This window comes from Paraburkholderia pallida (assembly GCF_004524855.1).
Lineage (GTDB): Bacteria > Pseudomonadota > Gammaproteobacteria > Burkholderiales > Burkholderiaceae > Paraburkholderia > Paraburkholderia oxyphila.
This window is the reverse complement of sequence record NZ_CP038148.1, coordinates 3,129,339-3,145,932: the sequence shown is the minus strand read 5'-3', so window position 1 is coordinate 3,145,932 and position 16,594 is coordinate 3,129,339. Positions and strand designations below refer to the sequence as shown.

The 16,594-nt window shown below is 65.9% G+C and carries 15 protein-coding genes; 5 read left to right on the top strand and 10 right to left on the bottom strand.

Translation table 11 applies throughout. The features are described from left to right. Window positions 1–200 precede the first annotated feature (200 nt). Window positions 201–512: a GIY-YIG nuclease family protein gene (locus E1956_RS14280; protein ID WP_134749844.1), complete on the bottom strand. Its 312-nt coding sequence runs from the start codon at window positions 510–512 to the stop codon at window positions 201–203. A gap of 158 nt (window positions 513–670) precedes the next feature. Next, a complete protein-coding gene (locus E1956_RS14275; RefSeq protein WP_134749842.1) occupies window positions 671–1,837 on the bottom strand; it encodes a GNAT family N-acetyltransferase in 1,167 nt (388 codons plus the stop codon). A gap of 166 nt (window positions 1,838–2,003) precedes the next feature. Here E1956_RS14275 and E1956_RS14270 point away from each other — a divergent pair, with 166 nt between their 5' ends. Both E1956_RS14270 and glnK read left to right on the top strand, forming a co-directional pair. Further along, window positions 2,004–4,139, top strand: a complete 2,136-nt coding sequence (locus tag E1956_RS14270; protein ID WP_134749840.1) for an NAD(+) synthase — start codon at window positions 2,004–2,006, stop codon at window positions 4,137–4,139. 98 nt (window positions 4,140–4,237) lie between these two features. Further along, window positions 4,238–4,576, top strand: a complete 339-nt coding sequence (glnK, locus tag E1956_RS14265) for a P-II family nitrogen regulator (protein WP_134749838.1) — start codon at window positions 4,238–4,240, stop codon at window positions 4,574–4,576. 180 nt (window positions 4,577–4,756) lie between these two features. On the opposite strand, the gene E1956_RS14260 is transcribed toward glnK, so the two are convergent. From E1956_RS14260 to E1956_RS14240, 5 genes are all read right to left on the bottom strand, one after another. Beyond that, window positions 4,757–5,911 carry a porin gene (locus E1956_RS14260; RefSeq protein ID WP_134750639.1) on the bottom strand — a complete coding sequence of 385 codons (1,155 nt, stop codon included), beginning with the start codon at window positions 5,909–5,911 and terminating at the stop codon, window positions 4,757–4,759. Between the two features lie 587 nt (window positions 5,912–6,498). Beyond that, window positions 6,499–7,281 (bottom strand): ABC transporter ATP-binding protein, encoded by a 783-nt coding sequence (locus E1956_RS14255; protein ID WP_134749836.1) that lies wholly within the window; start codon window positions 7,279–7,281, stop codon window positions 6,499–6,501. Window positions 7,282–7,300: 19 nt separating this feature from the next. Further along, window positions 7,301–8,023, bottom strand: coding sequence for an ABC transporter permease (locus E1956_RS14250; RefSeq protein WP_134749834.1), 723 nt, complete (start codon window positions 8,021–8,023; stop codon window positions 7,301–7,303). 19 nt (window positions 8,024–8,042) lie between these two features. Then, entirely contained in the window at window positions 8,043–8,732 is a 690-nt protein-coding gene (locus E1956_RS14245; RefSeq protein WP_134749832.1) for an ABC transporter permease, read from the bottom strand. A 159-nt stretch (window positions 8,733–8,891) separates the two neighbouring features. Then, window positions 8,892–9,668 (bottom strand): ABC transporter substrate-binding protein, encoded by a 777-nt coding sequence (locus tag E1956_RS14240; protein WP_134750637.1) that lies wholly within the window; start codon window positions 9,666–9,668, stop codon window positions 8,892–8,894. A gap of 680 nt (window positions 9,669–10,348) precedes the next feature. Between E1956_RS14240 and E1956_RS14235 the strand changes: the two genes are divergently transcribed. Beyond that, entirely contained in the window at window positions 10,349–11,047 is a 699-nt protein-coding gene (locus E1956_RS14235; protein WP_134749830.1) for a pirin family protein, read from the top strand. A gap of 136 nt (window positions 11,048–11,183) precedes the next feature. Here E1956_RS14235 and E1956_RS14230 read toward each other — a convergent pair whose 3' ends face one another. After that, window positions 11,184–11,732 carry a Spy/CpxP family protein refolding chaperone gene (locus E1956_RS14230; RefSeq protein WP_134749828.1) on the bottom strand — a complete coding sequence of 183 codons (549 nt, stop codon included), beginning with the start codon at window positions 11,730–11,732 and terminating at the stop codon, window positions 11,184–11,186. 231 nt (window positions 11,733–11,963) lie between these two features. Between E1956_RS14230 and E1956_RS14225 the strand changes: the two genes are divergently transcribed. Both E1956_RS14225 and E1956_RS14220 read left to right on the top strand, forming a co-directional pair. Next, the gene (locus tag E1956_RS14225) at window positions 11,964–12,695 is read left to right on the top strand and encodes a response regulator (RefSeq protein ID WP_134749826.1); all 732 of its coding nucleotides are present in this window, start codon (window positions 11,964–11,966) and stop codon (window positions 12,693–12,695) included. Further along, the gene (locus E1956_RS14220; protein ID WP_134749824.1) at window positions 12,679–13,995 is read left to right on the top strand and encodes an ATP-binding protein; all 1,317 of its coding nucleotides are present in this window, start codon (window positions 12,679–12,681) and stop codon (window positions 13,993–13,995) included. Before E1956_RS14225 ends, E1956_RS14220 begins: the two co-directional genes overlap by 17 nt. Window positions 13,996–14,066: 71 nt before the next feature. On the opposite strand, the gene E1956_RS14215 is transcribed toward E1956_RS14220, so the two are convergent. Then, a complete protein-coding gene (locus E1956_RS14215) occupies window positions 14,067–14,333 on the bottom strand; it encodes a double-stranded DNA-specific endonuclease (protein WP_028219326.1) in 267 nt (88 codons plus the stop codon). A 177-nt stretch (window positions 14,334–14,510) separates the two neighbouring features. After that, on the bottom strand, window positions 14,511–16,205 hold the full coding sequence (locus E1956_RS14210; protein WP_134749822.1) for a sensor domain-containing diguanylate cyclase: 1,695 nt from the start codon (window positions 16,203–16,205) through the stop codon (window positions 14,511–14,513). Between the last annotated feature and the right edge of the window lie 389 nt (window positions 16,206–16,594).

Here is a 16,594-nt window from a genome sequence, read left to right as displayed (position 1 = left end):
ACCGGTCCGGTCGCTTTACTGGATGACGTGACGTGTAGCGTCGAGGGCCAGGGCCTGTTCACGCTAATAACAGGCCCTAAGGCTCGGCGGCCCTATGAGGGATAACGGCGGGGGCGGGAGCGGGCTTTAGGCTTGGGCGGCGATGGGCGGGTATCCCCCGACGCACGAACGGGCGCCCGAACGGCCGCTCAGACGGGCGCTCAGACGGGCGCTTCGGCTTCCGGCTCCGTGCTGTCGGGCGGCGCTGGGAGCACCGATTCCAGGGTGCGCGCGCCCGCTGCGAGCGCGCGTTTATCGCGCGCGGTGAGCTGCTTGACCCGGTATTCGGCGCGCAAGGCGCTCGCGCGGTCGGCGAGCTCGAATTGCGCGAGCACGCGCACCGGCTTGCGCGAACGCGTATAGCGCGCGCCCGTGCCGTTCGCATGCTGCGCGAAGCGCGCGGCGACGTCGACGGCAATGCCCGTGTAGACGCTGCCGTCGGCGCATTCGAGCAGGTAGAGGAACCACGGCATGTTGGAGACGGCGCGACGAAGGGCGGTGAGCGAAAAGTGAGCGTGAGTGTCCCACAGATCGGCCGATCTGCTAAGCGCTGCACAAACAGCGCCTCGCGTAGTGCTCAGGCGCCCGTGCTCAGGTAGCGCGCCTGGCGTCGGCGCCTCCCGCGCCTGCATCACGCGCGAAACGGATTGTGCTCGCTCAGTTCGTGCACGTAGGCATGAATCTGGTTCTTTTCGCTCTTGAGAAAGTGGGCGACGGCGTCGGCGAACGCGGGATGCGCGAGCCAGTGCGCCGAGCGCGTGGCGGTGGGCATGAAGCCGCGCGCCATCTTGTGCTCGCCCTGCGCGCCGCCTTCGAACACGGCGAGCTTCTCCTCGATGCAAAACTCGAGCGGCTGATAGTAGGCGGTCTCGAAGTGCAGGCAGGGCACGTGCTCGAGCGCACCCCAATAGCGGCCGTAGAGCGTCCCGCCGCTCTCGTCGCGCTGATAGACGACGAGCGAGCTGGCGATCGGCTTGCCCTCGTACTCGGCGATCACGAGCATCAGGTTCTCGGGCATCGTCTCGCCGATCGTGCGGAAGAAGTCGAGATTCAGATACGGCGACGAAAAATGCTCGCGATAGGTCTGCCGGTAGCAGCGGCTGAAGAAGCGCCAGTGTTCGTCGCGGATGTCCTCGCCGCGAATGCGCCGGTGCGTCACGCCCGCGTCGCGCACCTTGCGCCGCTCGGCGCGGATGTTCTTGCGCTTTTTCTGCTCGAGCGTCGAGAGAAAGTCGTCGAAGTCGCGGTAGCCGTCGTTGAGCCAGTGAAACTGCACGCCTTCGCGCTGCATCATGCCGAGGTCGGTGAGCATCGCCGCGTCTTCGGCGGTGGGAAACAGCACGTGCAGCGAGGAGACGTCGGCCTGCTCGGCGAACGCGACCAGCGTGGCGGCCAGATGGCGCCGCGCGGTATCGTCGGCGGCCAGCAGGCGCGTGCCTTGCACGGGCGTGAAGGGCACCGCGCACAACAGCTTCGGGTAGTACTCGAGGCCGTTGCGCTTGTACGCGTCGGCCCAGGCCCAGTCGAACACGTACTCGCCGTACGAGTGGCCCTTCAGGTAGACCGGCGCCGCGGCGGCGAGCTGCCCCGTGCGCGCGTCGGTGAGCGTGACGAACTGCGGCGCCCAGCCCGCGTCGGGCGTGGCGCAGCGCGCGGCGTCGAGCGCCGTGAGGAACTCGTGCCGCAAAAAGGGCGTCGGCTGGCCCTGGCGCGCGAGCAGCGCGTTCCATTGCGCGGCGTCGACCTCGGCCGGTGAGCCGAGAATGCCCGTGCGATAATCGAAATGTTCCTTATTCAACTTGCGTGCCCGTGGTGGCTTTGCGCCCGGCACCCGCGCGAGTTTCGCGGCGCCGCGGCAAACGGTCATGGTAAAGCAAACGACCCGAACGGGTGAGGGCCGCAATGTCGGGGCGGCCCGGGCGCCAGCAGATGCCGCGGCCCCCATTCGCTTATCGGTTATCCAAATGACAGAGCGCTTCTTCAATCTCTATTCGCATGGCTTTGCGCGCGTGGCCGTGGGCGTGCCGCGCTGCCGCGTGGCCGATCCGGCCTTCAATGCCGAACAGACGCTCGCGCTCGCGCGCGAGGCCGCGGCTGGCGGCGCGGCGCTGATCGCGTTTCCCGAGCTGGGCCTGTCCGCCTATAGCTGCGACGACCTCTTCCACCAGCAGGCGCTGCTGGACGCCTGCGAGCGCGCGATGGCGCAGATCGTGGCGGCGTCGGCCAGGCTGCCGCTCGCGATGATCGTGGGGCTGCCGGTGCGCGTCGGCCATGCGCTCTTCAACTGCGCGGCGGTCGTGGCGGGCGGGCGCGTGGCCGGCGTCGTGCCCAAGAGCTACCTGCCGAACTACGGCGAGTTCTACGAGCCGCGCCAGTTCAGCGCCGCCGATTGCGCGAGCACCGAGACCGTGCGCCTCGCCGGTGAGGACGTGCCGTTCGGGGCGTCGCTGCTGTTCGAAGCGGCGGAAATCCCGGGCCTGCGCTTTCACGTGGAGATCTGCGAAGACGTCTGGGTGCCGATTCCGCCGTCGTCGTTCGCGGCGCTCGCGGGCGCTTCGGTGCTCGTCAATCTTTCCGCGTCGAACGTGGTGGTGGGCAAGGCGGGGTATCGGCATCAGCTGGTCTCGCAGCAATCGGCGCGCTGCCTCGCCGCGTATCTCTACACCTCGGCGGGCCAGGGCGAATCGACGACCGACATGGCCTGGGACGGCCAGGCGCTCGTCTACGAAAACGGCGAGCTGCTCGCGCAGTCCGAGCGCTTTCTGGGCGACTCGCACCTGATCTATGCCGATGTCGATCTCGATCGGCTGCAGCAGGAGCGCATCCGCCAGACCACGTTCGGCGATTCGGTGCGCCGTCATGCCGACGAGGTCGCGAAGTTCCGTGTGATCCGCTGCGAGCTTGCAGGTGCCTCTGCAGGCACTGCGGCGGCGGCGGCCAGGGGCGCCTGGGAGCAGGAGACGCTGGCGCTCGCGCGCCGCGTCGAGCGCTTCCCGTACGTGCCGGCCGATCCGAAGCGCCGCGACGAGCGCTGCAACGAGGTCTACAACATCCAGGTGCAGGCGCTCGTGCAGCGGCTCTCGCAGGCCGGCATCAAGAAGGTGGTGATCGGCGTGTCGGGCGGGCTCGACTCCACGCACGCGCTGCTCGTTTGCGCGAAAGCGATGGACCGCCTCGGGCTGCCGCGCGCCAATATTCTCGCGTACACCATGCCCGGCTTTGCCACCAGCGAGCGCACGCTGCGCCAGGCGCGCGAGCTGATGACGCTCGTGGGCTGCACGGCGCGCGAGATCGACATTCGGCAGAGCTGCATGCAGATGCTCGAAGACCTCGGCCATCCGTATTCGGAGGGCAAGGAAAGCTACGACATCACCTTCGAGAACGTGCAGGCGGGCGAGCGCACGAACCATCTGTTCCGCCTCGCCAATTTCAATCACGCGATCGTGATCGGCACGGGCGATCTCTCCGAGCTCGCGCTCGGCTGGTGCACCTATGGCGTGGGCGATCACATGTCGCACTACAACGTGAACGCCAGCGTGCCGAAGACGCTGATCACGCACCTCGTGCGCTGGGTTGCGGAGACGGGGCAGATCGGCCAGAACGGCGAGAGCGGCCGCGACGTGCTCGAAGCGATTCTCGCCACCGACATCAGCCCCGAGCTGATCCCCGGCAAGTCCGATGGCGCACCCGAGCAGAAGACCGAAAGCACGATCGGCCCGTACGAGCTGCAGGACTTCAACCTCTATTACACGCTGCGCTTCGGCTTCGCTCCCTCGAAGGTCGCGTTCCTCGCGCGCCATGCGTGGCGCGACCGCGAGACGGGCGCATGGCCCGAGAACGCGAAGGTCGCGCGCAATCAGTACGATCTCGCGGCCATCAAGCGCAACCTGCGTATCTTCCTCGACCGCTTCTTCCGCACGAGCCAGTTCAAGCGCACCTGCATTCCGAACGCCCCGAAGGTGGGCTCGGGCGGCTCGCTTTCGCCGCGCGGCGACTGGCGCGCGCCGAGCGATTCGGAGTCGGCGGTGTGGCTCGCGGATCTCGAGCGCGTGCCCGACGCGGAGCGCGCGAGCGCGCCGCCGCCTGCCGCCGCGTCTTGAGATGGGCGCGCACAGCGTAAAATTGCAGGACCGTCGCCGAATGTCCGGCCGACAAGCCACACATAACCCGCAGATCAACTGAGTCAGAGAGGATCGTCATGAAACGCATCACCGCCGTCATCAAACCGTTCAAGCTCGACGAAGTGCGCGAGGCGCTCGCCGAAGTGGGCCTCACGGGCCTGACCGTCACCGAAGTGAAGGGCTTCGGCCGCCAGAAGGGCCACACGGAGCTCTACCGCGGCGCCGAGTATGTGGTGGATTTCCTGCCCAAGGTGAAGATCGAGGTGGTGGTCGCCAACGACCAGTGCGATCAGGTGATCGACGCGATCATCGGCGCGGCCCGCACCGGCAAGATCGGCGACGGCAAGATTTTCGTCACCGATGTCGAGCGCGTGATCCGCATTCGCACGGGCGAAGAAAACGAAGCGGCGGTTTGAGGCGGTAGCGCGTTACCGCTCGCAGCAGCACTACAAAGAAACAGGGGACGGCACCGCTCGCGCGGCCCGTCCCCACCATAAAAAACGGTGCGATACCCGTTTGGGATACCGCACCGATACGCGCCTCTCGCAGCAGCGTGAAAACGTGGATGAAACTGTACTGCCTACACTCGTTGCAGCTTAGAACGAGTGCTGGATGCCTGCGTACACGCCAGTCTGGCTGTGGCCGATGAGCGGGTTGGTCGTCGCAGCCGAATCGCCGTAGTTGTTGGCGTTCAGACCGAAGTTGGCCGACTTGCTGTTCTGCACCGTTGCGACCTGGAGGTCGAGCAGCGTGCGCTTGGACAGGTTGTACGAGCCGCCGACCGTGTACAGCGTGGCGTTGCCGCCGCCGTTGTTGGCGTTGACGTGGTAGACCGCCGCAATCAGCGCGGCTGCCGGCGTGGCTTGCCACGTCACGCCACCCCATTCGTGGTCGAGCGTGGTCGGCTGGCCGATCAGCTGGCCCGACATGCCCGAGGAGCGGATGGCTTCGTAGCCGCCCTGAACCTTGAACGGTCCGAGGAACACGTTGACCATCGCCATGTAGTCGCGCGAGTACGCGAAGACGCCTTGAGCGGTGTTGCCCGAGTTGACGCCGGTCGGATCGTACGCGCCGCCGAGCGTGCCGTTCGTCGGGTTGCGGATTTCGTCGTACAGGCCGCGGATCTGGAACAGCGAGCTCGTGTAGGTCAGCTGGATACCGTCTTGACGGCCTTGCGGCGTCGTGCCGTTGCCGTTCCAGCTCGTGGCGTTCGAGAACGAGTATTGGCCGTACAAGTCAAAGCCGTACAGCTTCGGCGACTGGTACGAAATGTTGTTGCTGGACTGCGGCCAGTTGCGGCCACGTACGAGCGATGCCGACGACCAGTTCGACTGGCCAAACGGATCGAAGTCCCAAATGCCGTTCGAGATGAACAGCTCGCGACCCAGCAGCAGGGTACCGAACTGATCGTTGGCCATGCCGACCGTGGCCCAGCGATTGAAGATCGAGCCGGCCGAGCCGAGCGCGCCTGTTGCCGTGCTGAAGCTGCCTTCCAACTGGAACAGCACCTTGTTGCCGGCGCCGATGTCTTCAACGCCCTTCATGCCCCAGAGGCTGGTGCCCCAGTAGCCGCTTTCGAGCTGAACCTGGCTCTTGCCGCTGGTCGCGGGGCCATTGGGGCCGCCGCCTACGCCGATGCCATTCATGTACGCAATGCCTGCATCCAGGCGGCCGTAAAGGGTCACGCTGCTTTGCGCATGCGCGACTACGCCAGCCGACATCAACGCTGCGGCGAGCAAAGCTTTCTTCATCATCTCCTCCATACCCTGTCAAAGAGTCAACCTAAGTACTGCGAAAGACGTCCGCGCGCCTTCGGGGTGCTGCGGACAGAAGTTGTCGCATAGGGAGCGTGACCCGAGGATCGGCGTACGGAAACGATGCGAGCAGGACAACCTGTTCGAGTCGTCTTGCAGATCCCCTGGTTGACTGGCATCTCCCGTTCTTATTTGAAGTGAAACTACTTTTAACGAACTTTGTTTTGCTACTTTGGTTACTAATTTAGCAAAAAAGACTGGCAGTGGCGACCGAAATCGCTTGGCAGGGGCGGGGTGTCGTCAAATTGCCATACGCACGTCCTGGATGGTGGTCGACACGATCCCAAAAGTATGTCTAAAGCCTTGTAGGACAAGGCACACACGATTGCTGGCGGAGGATCTTCAGGATTGCCACTATTGACGCGAAATATCGTCAGGAGTAAGGCGAAATGCGCGGATTTGCTGCGAAAAGCGGGGTGTTGGGGAGGTTTTTGAAGGCAAAAAGAAAAGGCGCTGAAAGCGCCTTGAAATGCTAGTTTGACTACATTCCAGCAACCGGGTGTAGTCGACTACACACGCGAGCGTTACTTCAGGCTGCCCGAGAGAAATTGCCGCAGCCGCTCGCTCTTCGGATTCGCGAACACTTCGGCCGGCACGCCTTCCTCTTCCACGCGGCCTTGGTGCAGGAACATTACGTGGTTCGAAACGTTGCGCGCGAAACCCATTTCGTGCGTGACGACGATCATCGTGCGGCCTTCCTCGGCGAGCTTCTGCATCACCTTGAGCACTTCGCCCACGAGCTCGGGGTCGAGCGCGGAGGTGGGCTCGTCGAACAGCATCACGTCGGGGTTCATCGCGAGCGCGCGCGCGATCGCAACGCGCTGCTGCTGGCCCCCCGAGAGGTGCGAGGGATATTGTTTCTCCACGCGCGGCGCGAGGCCGACCTTCTCCAGATACGTGCGCGCGCGCTCCTCGGCCTCCTTGCGCGAGAGGCCGAGCACATGCACGGGCGCCTCGATCACGTTCTCGAGCACATTCATGTGCGACCACAGATTGAAGTGCTGGAACACCATCGCGAGCTTGGTGCGCACGCGCTGCAGCTGCTTCACGTCGGCCGCGTGCAGCGCGCCGGTGCGCTTGTCGGCGCGGGTGGCCACTTCCTCGCCGTCGACGACGATGCGGCCCGCGTTGGGCTGCTCGAGAAAGTTGATGCAACGCAGCATCGTGCTCTTGCCCGAGCCGGACGAGCCAATCACGCTGATCACGTCGCCGGCGTTCGCCTTGAGCGAGACGCCTTTCAGGACCTCATGGTCGCCGTACTTCTTGTGGAGCGAGTCGACGAAAAGTTTCTGCTTCTGGGAATTCATCAAATACCTCGGTGCGGACTCACTTGCTCTGGGGCCGCAGATACGCGAGCCAGCGGCGCTCGGCCTGGCGGAACAGCCACACGAGCGTGAAAGAAATGATCAGGTACAGCAGGGCGGCGATGCCGAAGGCGCCGAACGACTGGTAGGTCGCCGAGTTCACGTCGCGCGCGATCTTCAGGATGTCGGGCACGGTGGCCGTGAACGCCACGGTCGTCGCGTGCAGCATCAGGATGACTTCGTTGCTGTAGTAGGGGAGCGCCCGGCGCAGCGCCGAAGGCAGGATCACGCGGCGATACAGCGTGAAGGGCGACATGCCGTAGGCGCGCGCCGCTTCGATCTCGCCGTAGGGTGTCGCCTTGATCGCACCGGCGAAGATTTCGGTGGTGTACGCGCAGGTGTTCAGCGCAAACGCGAGCAGCGTGCAGTTCATGCCGCTTCTGAAGAACGCGCTCGTCAGCTCGTGGTTGCGGATGATGTCGAGGCTATAGAGGCCCGTGTAGCAGAGCAGCAACTGCACGTAGAGCGGCGTGCCGCGGAACACGTACGTATATAGCCATACGAGTCGGGAGAGCCACTTGCGCTTCGAGACGCGCGCGACCGCGAGCGGCACCGAAAGGCAGAAGCCGATGCCGATCGAAATCACGAGCAGCCACGCCGTGATGGCGACGCCGGTGAAGTGATAGCCGTCGCTATAGAGATAGTTGCGCCAGTATTGCTGGATCAGTTGGACGAAGTCTTGCATGGTCTTGGCCTCGCGCGTTTCAGAGATCCGCCTTGCGCACACCGGTGGAGTAGCGCTTGTCGAGATACATCAGCACGAAGTTGGAGACCGTGGTGATGACGAGATAGATCGCACCTGCGAGCAGGGTGAAGAAGAAAAAGCGCAAGGTGCCCTTGCCGGCGTCCTGGCTGGCTTTCACGACGTCGGCGAGGCCGATGATCGAGACGAGCGCCGTGGACTTCACGAGCACCTGCCAGTTATTGCCGATGCCGGGCAGCGCGAAGCGCATCATCTGCGGGAACATGATGCGCGTGAACACCTGCCAGTTGGTCATGCCGTAGGCGTGGCCCGCTTCGAGCTGGCCGCGCGGCACCGCGAGAAAGGCGCCGCGGAAGGTCTCGGTGAAGTACGCGCCGTAAATGAAGCCCAGCACGATCACGCCCGCAAGGAATGGGTCGATGTCGATCTGATCCCAGCCGAGGTAATCGGTCAGCATGTTCAGCCAGATCTGCAGGCTGTAGAAGAGCAGCAGCATCAGCACGAGATCGGGCACGCCGCGGATGAGCGTGGTGTAGGCCGTGCCGGCGCCATAGACGACGCGGTTTTTCGAGAGCTTCGCTCCCGCGCCGAGGAGGCCGAGCACGAACGAGAGCACGAGCGAGAGCACCGAGAGCTTGACGGTCTGCCAGGTGCCGGCGAGGATCAGCGGGCCGTAGCCTTGAAGAAACATAGGTGAGTCCTCGACGGGGCGTCTCAACGCTGGAAAGCGCCCCGAGAAAGGCGCGGCAGAGAATGCCGCGGTTCAATCCGTTCATGCGCGGCCGGGATGGCTGGCCGCGTGCTTCGCGACGGCGGCGCCCGTGGGCGCCGTGTGTCTCCGTCTAATTCTTTACTTGCCTTTATAGATATCGAAGTCGAAATACTGCTTCGCGATCCGGTCGAACGTGCCGTCCTTGTGGATGGCGGCCAGTGCGGTATTGAACTGCGCCTTCAGGTCGGTGTCGTCCTTGCGCAGGCCGATCGCGGTGCCATCGCCGATTGTCGCCGGATCCTCCACCGCCGGGCCCGCCCACGCAAAGCCCTTGCCGCGCGGCGTCTTCAGGAAGCCCACGTCGGCCTGGACCTCGTCCTGCAGCGTCGCGTCGAGGCGTCCCGACATCAGATCCTGATACACCTGATCCTGATTCTGGTACGACACGACGTTCACGCCCTTGCCGGCCCAGTGAGCCTTCGCGTAGGCCTCCTGGGTCGAGCCCTGCTCGACGCCCACGTTCTTGCCCTTGAGCGAGGCCACCGTCGGCAGGAGCGGCGAGCCGGCCTTCGCGAGCATGCGCGCGGGCGCGTCGAACATCTTGTCGGAATAGTCGATCTGCGTGCGGCGCTGGTCGGTGATCGACAGCGACGAGACGATCGCGTCGAACTTGCGGGCCTTGAGCGCGGGAATGATGCCGTCGAGGTCGCTCTCGACCCAGACGCACTTCACGTTCATGCGCGCGCAGAGCGCCTTGGTCAGGTCGACGTCGAAACCGACGATCTGGCCGCTGGCATTCTTGGACTCGAACGGCGGATAGCTCGCATCGACGCCGATGCGCACGGTTTTCCATTCCTTGGCCGCGGCGCTGCCCGCCAGAAGGGCGAGCGCGATGCACACTGCAAACTTCTTCATCATTCTCCTGTCGACCGGAGTTCGCGCTTTGGCTGTCGGCCGGAGTGGGTGCTTTAGCACTTACTGCGGCCTCATGCAGAGCTCGTGACTCAGGTCCCATGCAAATCTGATACGAGCGCGGCGCCGTATGGGTGCCGCGCAGCAAGGTGCCGGGTCGGCACCGTTCGACGTCTGCCGGAGCGTCTGCCTGACGTTTTCCCCAAGGCCTGCCTGAGAGCCCTGGAGGACGGGACGGCGGTCCGCTCTCGCGCGGGCTGGCTTGTGACCGGGCGCCGCTATTTTAGGCGATCAAAAATACGGGTCGGACGCGTACAGCGTTGGGACCCCGCGCTTACCGCGCGTGGGTGCGCTGGGGCAAACCGCCGGGCTAACCAGGCTGGCCGTGCCAAACCGGCCATACCTAACCGGCCGTGCACGAAAAGCGCGGTATTTTACCCGAAGCGGATGGTGGCGCGGTCGCCTGCATTCTGGCGTGTGGCTTCGGTCTGACAGACTCTGGAGAAAGCGCGTGACGGAGAGCGTCGCTGAGCCGACTCCGGACCGCCTTCGGCGCACCGCTCAAGGCCTGCGCGCGAACCATTGATGACGCCGCAGAAACGCTGCGGTGCGCCGCTGCCGATTGTGCCGCGGGCCGCTCGCCCCCACTTGGTGGTATCGACATGACTGACCGGAGAATACCCATGCTTACGATCCGACGCGCCGACGAACGCGGCCACGCCAACCACGGCTGGCTCGACAGCTGGCACAGCTTCTCGTTCGCCGACTATTTCGACGAAGCCCACGTGCACTACGGGGCGCTCAGGGTGCTCAACGACGACCGCATCGCGGGCGGCGGCGGCTTCGGCTCGCACGGCCACCGCGACATGGAGATCGTGACCTACGTGCTCTCGGGCGCGCTCGCGCACCGCGACAGCATGGGCAACGGCTCGACCATCCGCCCCGGCGACGTGCAGCGCATGAGCGCGGGCACGGGCGTCATGCACAGCGAGTTCAATGCATCGAAGGACGAGGAGGCGCATCTGCTGCAGATCTGGCTGCTGCCCACCGCGCGCGGCGGGGCGCCGGGCTACGAGGAGCAGCGTTTCGACGACGCCGACAAGCGCGGGCGCCTGCGCCTGATCGCCTCGCCCGACGGGCGCGACGGTTCGGTGACGGTGCAATCCGACGCGTCGATCCACGCCGCGCTGATCGATGGCGGCGAGCGCGCCGAATACGCGCTGCCGGCGGGACGGCGCGCCTACGTGCATGTGGCGCGCGGTGCGCTGGAGGTCAACGGCGAGCGCCTCGCGGCCGGGGACGCCGCGATGATCGAGGGCGAAACGGCCGTGACGCTTGCGAACGGCGACGCCGCCGAGGTGCTGCTTTTCGACTTGGCATGAAAGTGGGCTGGGCGGCTTGAGGCGAGGCTCTGGCCCGGGCGGAAATGAATAACGCCGCGGGACGCAAGTCCCGCGGCGTTTTGCCTTGAGCCGACAAGCCGGGCGCTGCGCTGCCCGGCCGCGCCGCACGCGGCGCTTACTGCGCCGCCGGGGCCGAGGCCTCGCCCTTTTGATGCTGCTTCCAGTGCTCGCGCATCTTCTCGTGGCGCTGCTCCATCTTCGCGAAGCGCTCCTTGAGCGCCGTGCTCACGGTGGTCTTCTGCTGATCGTTCAGCCCGTTATAGAAGCTGAGCCAGGCCTGCGCGGTCTGCTCGCGCAGTTGCGCGTCCTGCTGCTCGATCTGCTGATGCGTGGTGTGCATCGCGTTCAGGTCGAGGATCGGCTGGTTCTTCATCGAATCGAACTGCTGCTTGAGCTGCTCGTGGTTCTTGCGCATCGCCTCGTGGTTCTGCTTCATGGTGTCGAGCGCGGCTTGCCATTGCTTTTCCTGGGCGGCGTTCAGGTTCAGCTTGTCGTGCAGCTTTTTGAATCCCATCATGAAATCGCCGTGCATACCGTGGCCGCCGTGCATCATGGCCGGACCGCCCGGGGGCGGCGGCGTTTGCGCGTTGGCGGCGGTGGCGCCCAGGGTGAGGGCGAGCGAGGTCACGGCGATGGCGAGAAGGCGCGAAGTGGTCTTATACATGGTGATGCTCCTGACAAATCCTGGAAGGTGTCCGGTCTGGCACGGCGCCACTAGAAGGTGAGGGCGATCCGCAACCGGTGTCCCTAGCGTATCGGGCAGGCGGGCGCCGAGTGTTACGGCCCCGCCCGCGGTCATTACACGACATTACGCGCGCCTTTCGCGGTAACACCCGGTAACCCAAACTGCGTCCGTGTAAGCAAACGGCTTTCACGCGCGCGTTACACTTCGTTCATGGCTACTCAAATTCTGGTCGTCGACGACGACGTCGAACTGCGCGACCTGCTGCGCGACTATCTGGCGCGGCAGGGCATGGAAGTGTCGGTGCTGCACGATGCGGGCTCGCTCGAGCGGCGGCTCGAGCGCGAGCGCCCCGACCTGATCGTGCTCGATCTCATGATGCCCGGCGTGGACGGGCTCACCGCGCTGCGCAAGCTGCGCGCGTCGGGCGACGACATTCCCGTCATCATGCTGACCGCCCGCGCGGACGACGTGGACCGCATCGTCGGCCTCGAGCTCGGCGCCGACGACTATCTCGGCAAGCCCTTCAACCCGCGCGAGCTGCTCGCGCGGGTGCAGGCGGTGCTGCGCCGGCGCCGCACGGTGCCCTCGGCCGCCGCGCCCGAGCAGCGCGAGCCGTTCTCGTTCGGCCGTTTCACGCTCGACTTCCAGTCGCGCACGCTGCAGCAGGAAGGCAAGCCCATCATGCTCTCGGGCAGCGAATTCGCGCTCCTGAAGATCTTCGTCAATCACCCCATGCGCACGCTCACGCGCGAGCGCCTGCTCGAACTGCTGCACGGTCCGGAGTACGACGGCACCGACCGCGGCATCGACGTGCAGGTGTGGCGCCTGCGCCGCATTCTCGAGAGCGACCCGTCCACGCCGCGCTTCATCCAGACCGTGCGCGGCCGTGGCTACGTCTTCGTGCCGGACGGCGAACAGAATAGTCATGCGCCGGCCGTTTGATTCGCTGTTCGGGCGGCTCGCGCTGCTCTTCATCGGCGTTCTGCTGATCTCTCACGTCGCGTGGTTCGCGCTGATGCGTCTCGAGCGCGACCAGATGCAGTCGCGCTACGCGGTGGAGGAGGCGGTGTTCCTCGTCGACGCCGTGCGCCAGCACGTGCAGCGCGAGCCCGACCAGCCGCTGCCCTCGCGCGTGCAACTGGTCGACCCGGCGAGCGCTGGGGTGCCGCCGGACAATGCCGATATGCCCAGTGGCTTGCGCCGCTTCATCGACGACGTTCGCGACCGCATGCCCCCCGGCACCGACGTGCGCGTCGGGCAGCCCGGGCATCCGCCCACGCTGTGGGTGCGCGGTCCTCAAGATGCGCGCTGGATCGTCGTGCCGGCAATGCCGCTGCGCCCGATGCGGCCCATCGACCGCGCGGTGCCATGGTTCGTCATCATCTTTTCGGCGGCCGTGATCGCGGCACTGGTGGCCGCGTGGATGCTGCAGCAGCCGCTGCGCGCGCTGGCCCAGGCGGTGGCGCGCTTCGGGCGCGGCCAGCCGGTGCCGCCCGTGCGCGAGCGCGGTCCGCGCGAGATGCGCCAGCTCACGCGCGGCTTCAATCAGATGGTGAAGGAAGTCGAGCGCACCGAGAAAGACCGGGCGGTCATGCTCGCGGGCGTCGCGCACGACTTGAAGACGCCGCTCGCGCGTTTGCGTCTGCGTGCCGAAATGATGGAAGAGCAGAAGGTGCGCGACGGCGTGGTGCGCGACGTCGACTCGATGGCGCATATCGTCGACCAATTTCTGGTGTTCGCCCATGACGGCGCCGACCGCAGCGAGCCCGTCGAAGTGGACGACCAGTGCGAGCGCATCGCGCGCAACTACCGCACGGTGGGCGGCGAGACGCTCATGATCGAGCGCCGCCTGAAAGCCGGCGCGGACTTCCGCCTGCCTGCGGCCACGCTCGAGCGCGTGGTGTCGAACCTGCTCGACAACGCGCACGCCTATGGCGCGCCGCCCGTGGTGATCGAGACCTCGCGCGACGGGGACGCGTTCACGTTGACCCTGTGCGACCACGGCAGGGGCATTGCCGACCAGGACCTCACGCAGGCGAGCCGCCCGTTCGTGCGGCTCGATCCGGCGCGCGGCGGCAATGGCCACAGCGGCCTGGGACTGGCGATCGTCGAGCGGCTCGTGCGTCGGGCGGGCGGCGAAATCGCCATCGGCAATGGTTCGAGCGGCGGCCTCGAAGTGCGCATGACGTTCCCGGTCGAGGTCGTCGAGCGCACGGTTGCCGAGGCGGCGCAGATCTGGTGAGCGCCGGCGTGCGGCGCGGGTGGGCTGGAGCCTGGGGCAGGCCCTGTTGCTTGTTGTTGCGGGAACAGGCCTCAGGCTGAGAACAGCGTATCGAGTGCGGCGGCGGCCTCGCTGTCGACGGTGTTGTAGACGACACTGTCGGCCTCGAAGATGTAGTGCGTCGTGTACTTGCCGAGGCGGGCAAGAATCTCTTCCTGAACCAGCTCCGGTGCGGCTTCGAGCTTCAGGTACCACGCGGTCGATGACAGGCGCGTCTGGAACGCCCCGTATTCGACCATCAGCTGGTCGAACGCGAGAGCATCCTGATCGCGGCAGACGATGACCAGATTTCCCTTCATGCATGCCTCCTATGTGCTGAGCGACTGGCTACGGCGATGCGCGCAGCATGACGCCACACGCTCCGTTCGTTCGATGATACCGCGTCAGAGGCGAAAGCCCGGGACGAGTCCTGCAATTAAGTAAGTATTCGCTTGCGCAGATTGAGCGGCGATTGCCGGGCGCGCCTGCCTGATCGGTTACCAGGTCGCCGCGGTGGTGCGTGGCGGCGCCGCGCCGTCGGAGGCCATCGCTTCGCAGCGGTCGCGGCCGCCGGCCTTCGCCATGTAGAGCGCGAGATCGGCGCGGCTCATCAGGCGCTCGGGCTGGTCCTGGGACGCCGCGAGCTCGGTGATGCCGATGCTCACGCTCAGATACGCCTCACTGGGCAGCCCGGCGCAAACACTGGCCTTCACCTCGCGGCGCAGGCGCTCGATCACTTCCTGCCCGGTGGCGAGCGAGGTGGCCGGCAGCAGGATGCCGAACTCCTCGCCACCGAGCCGCCCGACGGCATCGTCGGAGCGCAACTCGGCGCGGCAGGTCTCGACGAAGTGCTGCAGCGCGCGATCGCCCGCCGGATGGCCGAAGCGGTCGTTGATCTGCTTGAAGTGGTCGAGGTCGGCGATCGCCATGCACAGCGGCCTGCCGCTCGCGTAGGCAGCGTCGATCTCGCGGCGCAGCAGATTGAGGAAGTAGCGGCGCGAGAGCGCGCCCGTCAGGGCATCGTGGCGCGCCTCGGCGGCCAGCAGCGAGTTGGCGGCCTGCAGTTGCTCCGCGAGGTCGCGGCTCGCGCGGTGCAGACGCCGCTCGCGTACCCACGAGATCGAGATCACGGCCGCGAGCGCCGTCGACCCGGTGAGCGTGAGGAAGATCAGCAGACGGTCGCGCCGTTGATTGGCGAGCAACTCGGGCCACGCGTTGAGCGGATCGACGAGATGGGCGGTGAGCCCCGAATTGAGCCCGCCTCGATGCTCATAGAGCGCCGGAGCGCGAAGGCCGGGCAGCTCCACGAACGCCTGCGCCTCGCTCGCCGGCATCCAGGGGGCTTCGCGCGTGGCGGCGTGGGCCGCGCTGTGCAGCGGGAGTTCGGCGAAGCGCTCGCGCAGATAGGTATTCACACGATCGACGGCGTTCATTTCCTCGACGTGGGAGCCCGGCATGGCGAGCCCTTCGAGCTTGCTGTCGTGCGCCATGACGACCACGCCGTTGCTGTCGGAGACAAAGGTGCCCGGGTGCGTCACCCAGTGGCGCAGGCGCGCGATGCTGACCTTGGCGAGCACGGCGCCCACGAGCAGGCCGTCGTTGTAGACCGGCGCGGCGACGAAGATGCCCGGCTCGCCGCTCGAGGTGCCCACGCCATAGGTCTCGGAGAACGCGCCGAGCAGGGTGTCGCTCAGATAGTTGCGCGAGCGCATGTCGATGCCCACGTAGGAGATTTTCTCCATGGCGTTGCTCGACGCGATGCAGATGCCGTTGTTGTTCACGAGCCAGATGGCGTCGAAGCCGGAGAAGCCTTGCGCGTCGTGCAGGAAGCCGTCTACGGCCGCGAGCGTGGGTGCGCTTTGCAGCGCCTCGCGCCGCGCCAGTTCCGTGGACGGATGCGACGCGGCATAATGCCCGGCCTCGGCCAGAGCCTGTTGCACCACGGCGGTTTCGGCCATGGTCGCGGGGATGGCGCGCGACATCGACAGGTCGCTCGCGATGACTTCGGCCATGTTGTCGACGACCGAACGCGTCATCTGGCGCTGCACGCCAAGCGCGGTGTCGAGCTCCTGGCGCACCATGCGCTCGGCGAGCCAGCCCGCGACCAGCCAGCAGACGAGCGCGACCGCCACGACGACCGCCACCGTAACTGCGGGGGACACGGCAGCCTGACGCAAGAGTCTCCTGTTCATCGGCCTTCTGGTTCGTTCAGGCGCATGTCGCGCATGGTGCATTGGCGGGCGGGATGGCGGGCATCCCGGCAAGACGAGGCAATGCGTGGCCGCGTGTGACAACAGTTTTAACAGTTGGCAGCCGCTGCCGTGCGACGATTTTAACTCTCGAATGCGGCCTGAGAATCCGCAGAGGCCCTTGGGTGGGCCGTCTCGATGCAGTTTGCATGCCTGAGTGAGGGCACGGTGCAACAGCGCGTCGACGGGCGTCGTATTCGAGCCCAGGCGCAAGGTCCCCGAAGGCGCCCTGAAAGGACGCGCAAAGCGCTTGCCGGCGGCCGTTTGGCGGCATCGTGCGCGAGGTTGAATCTGTCACGAAGGTTGTGTAGTGTCGTGCCGTTCCTGAACAA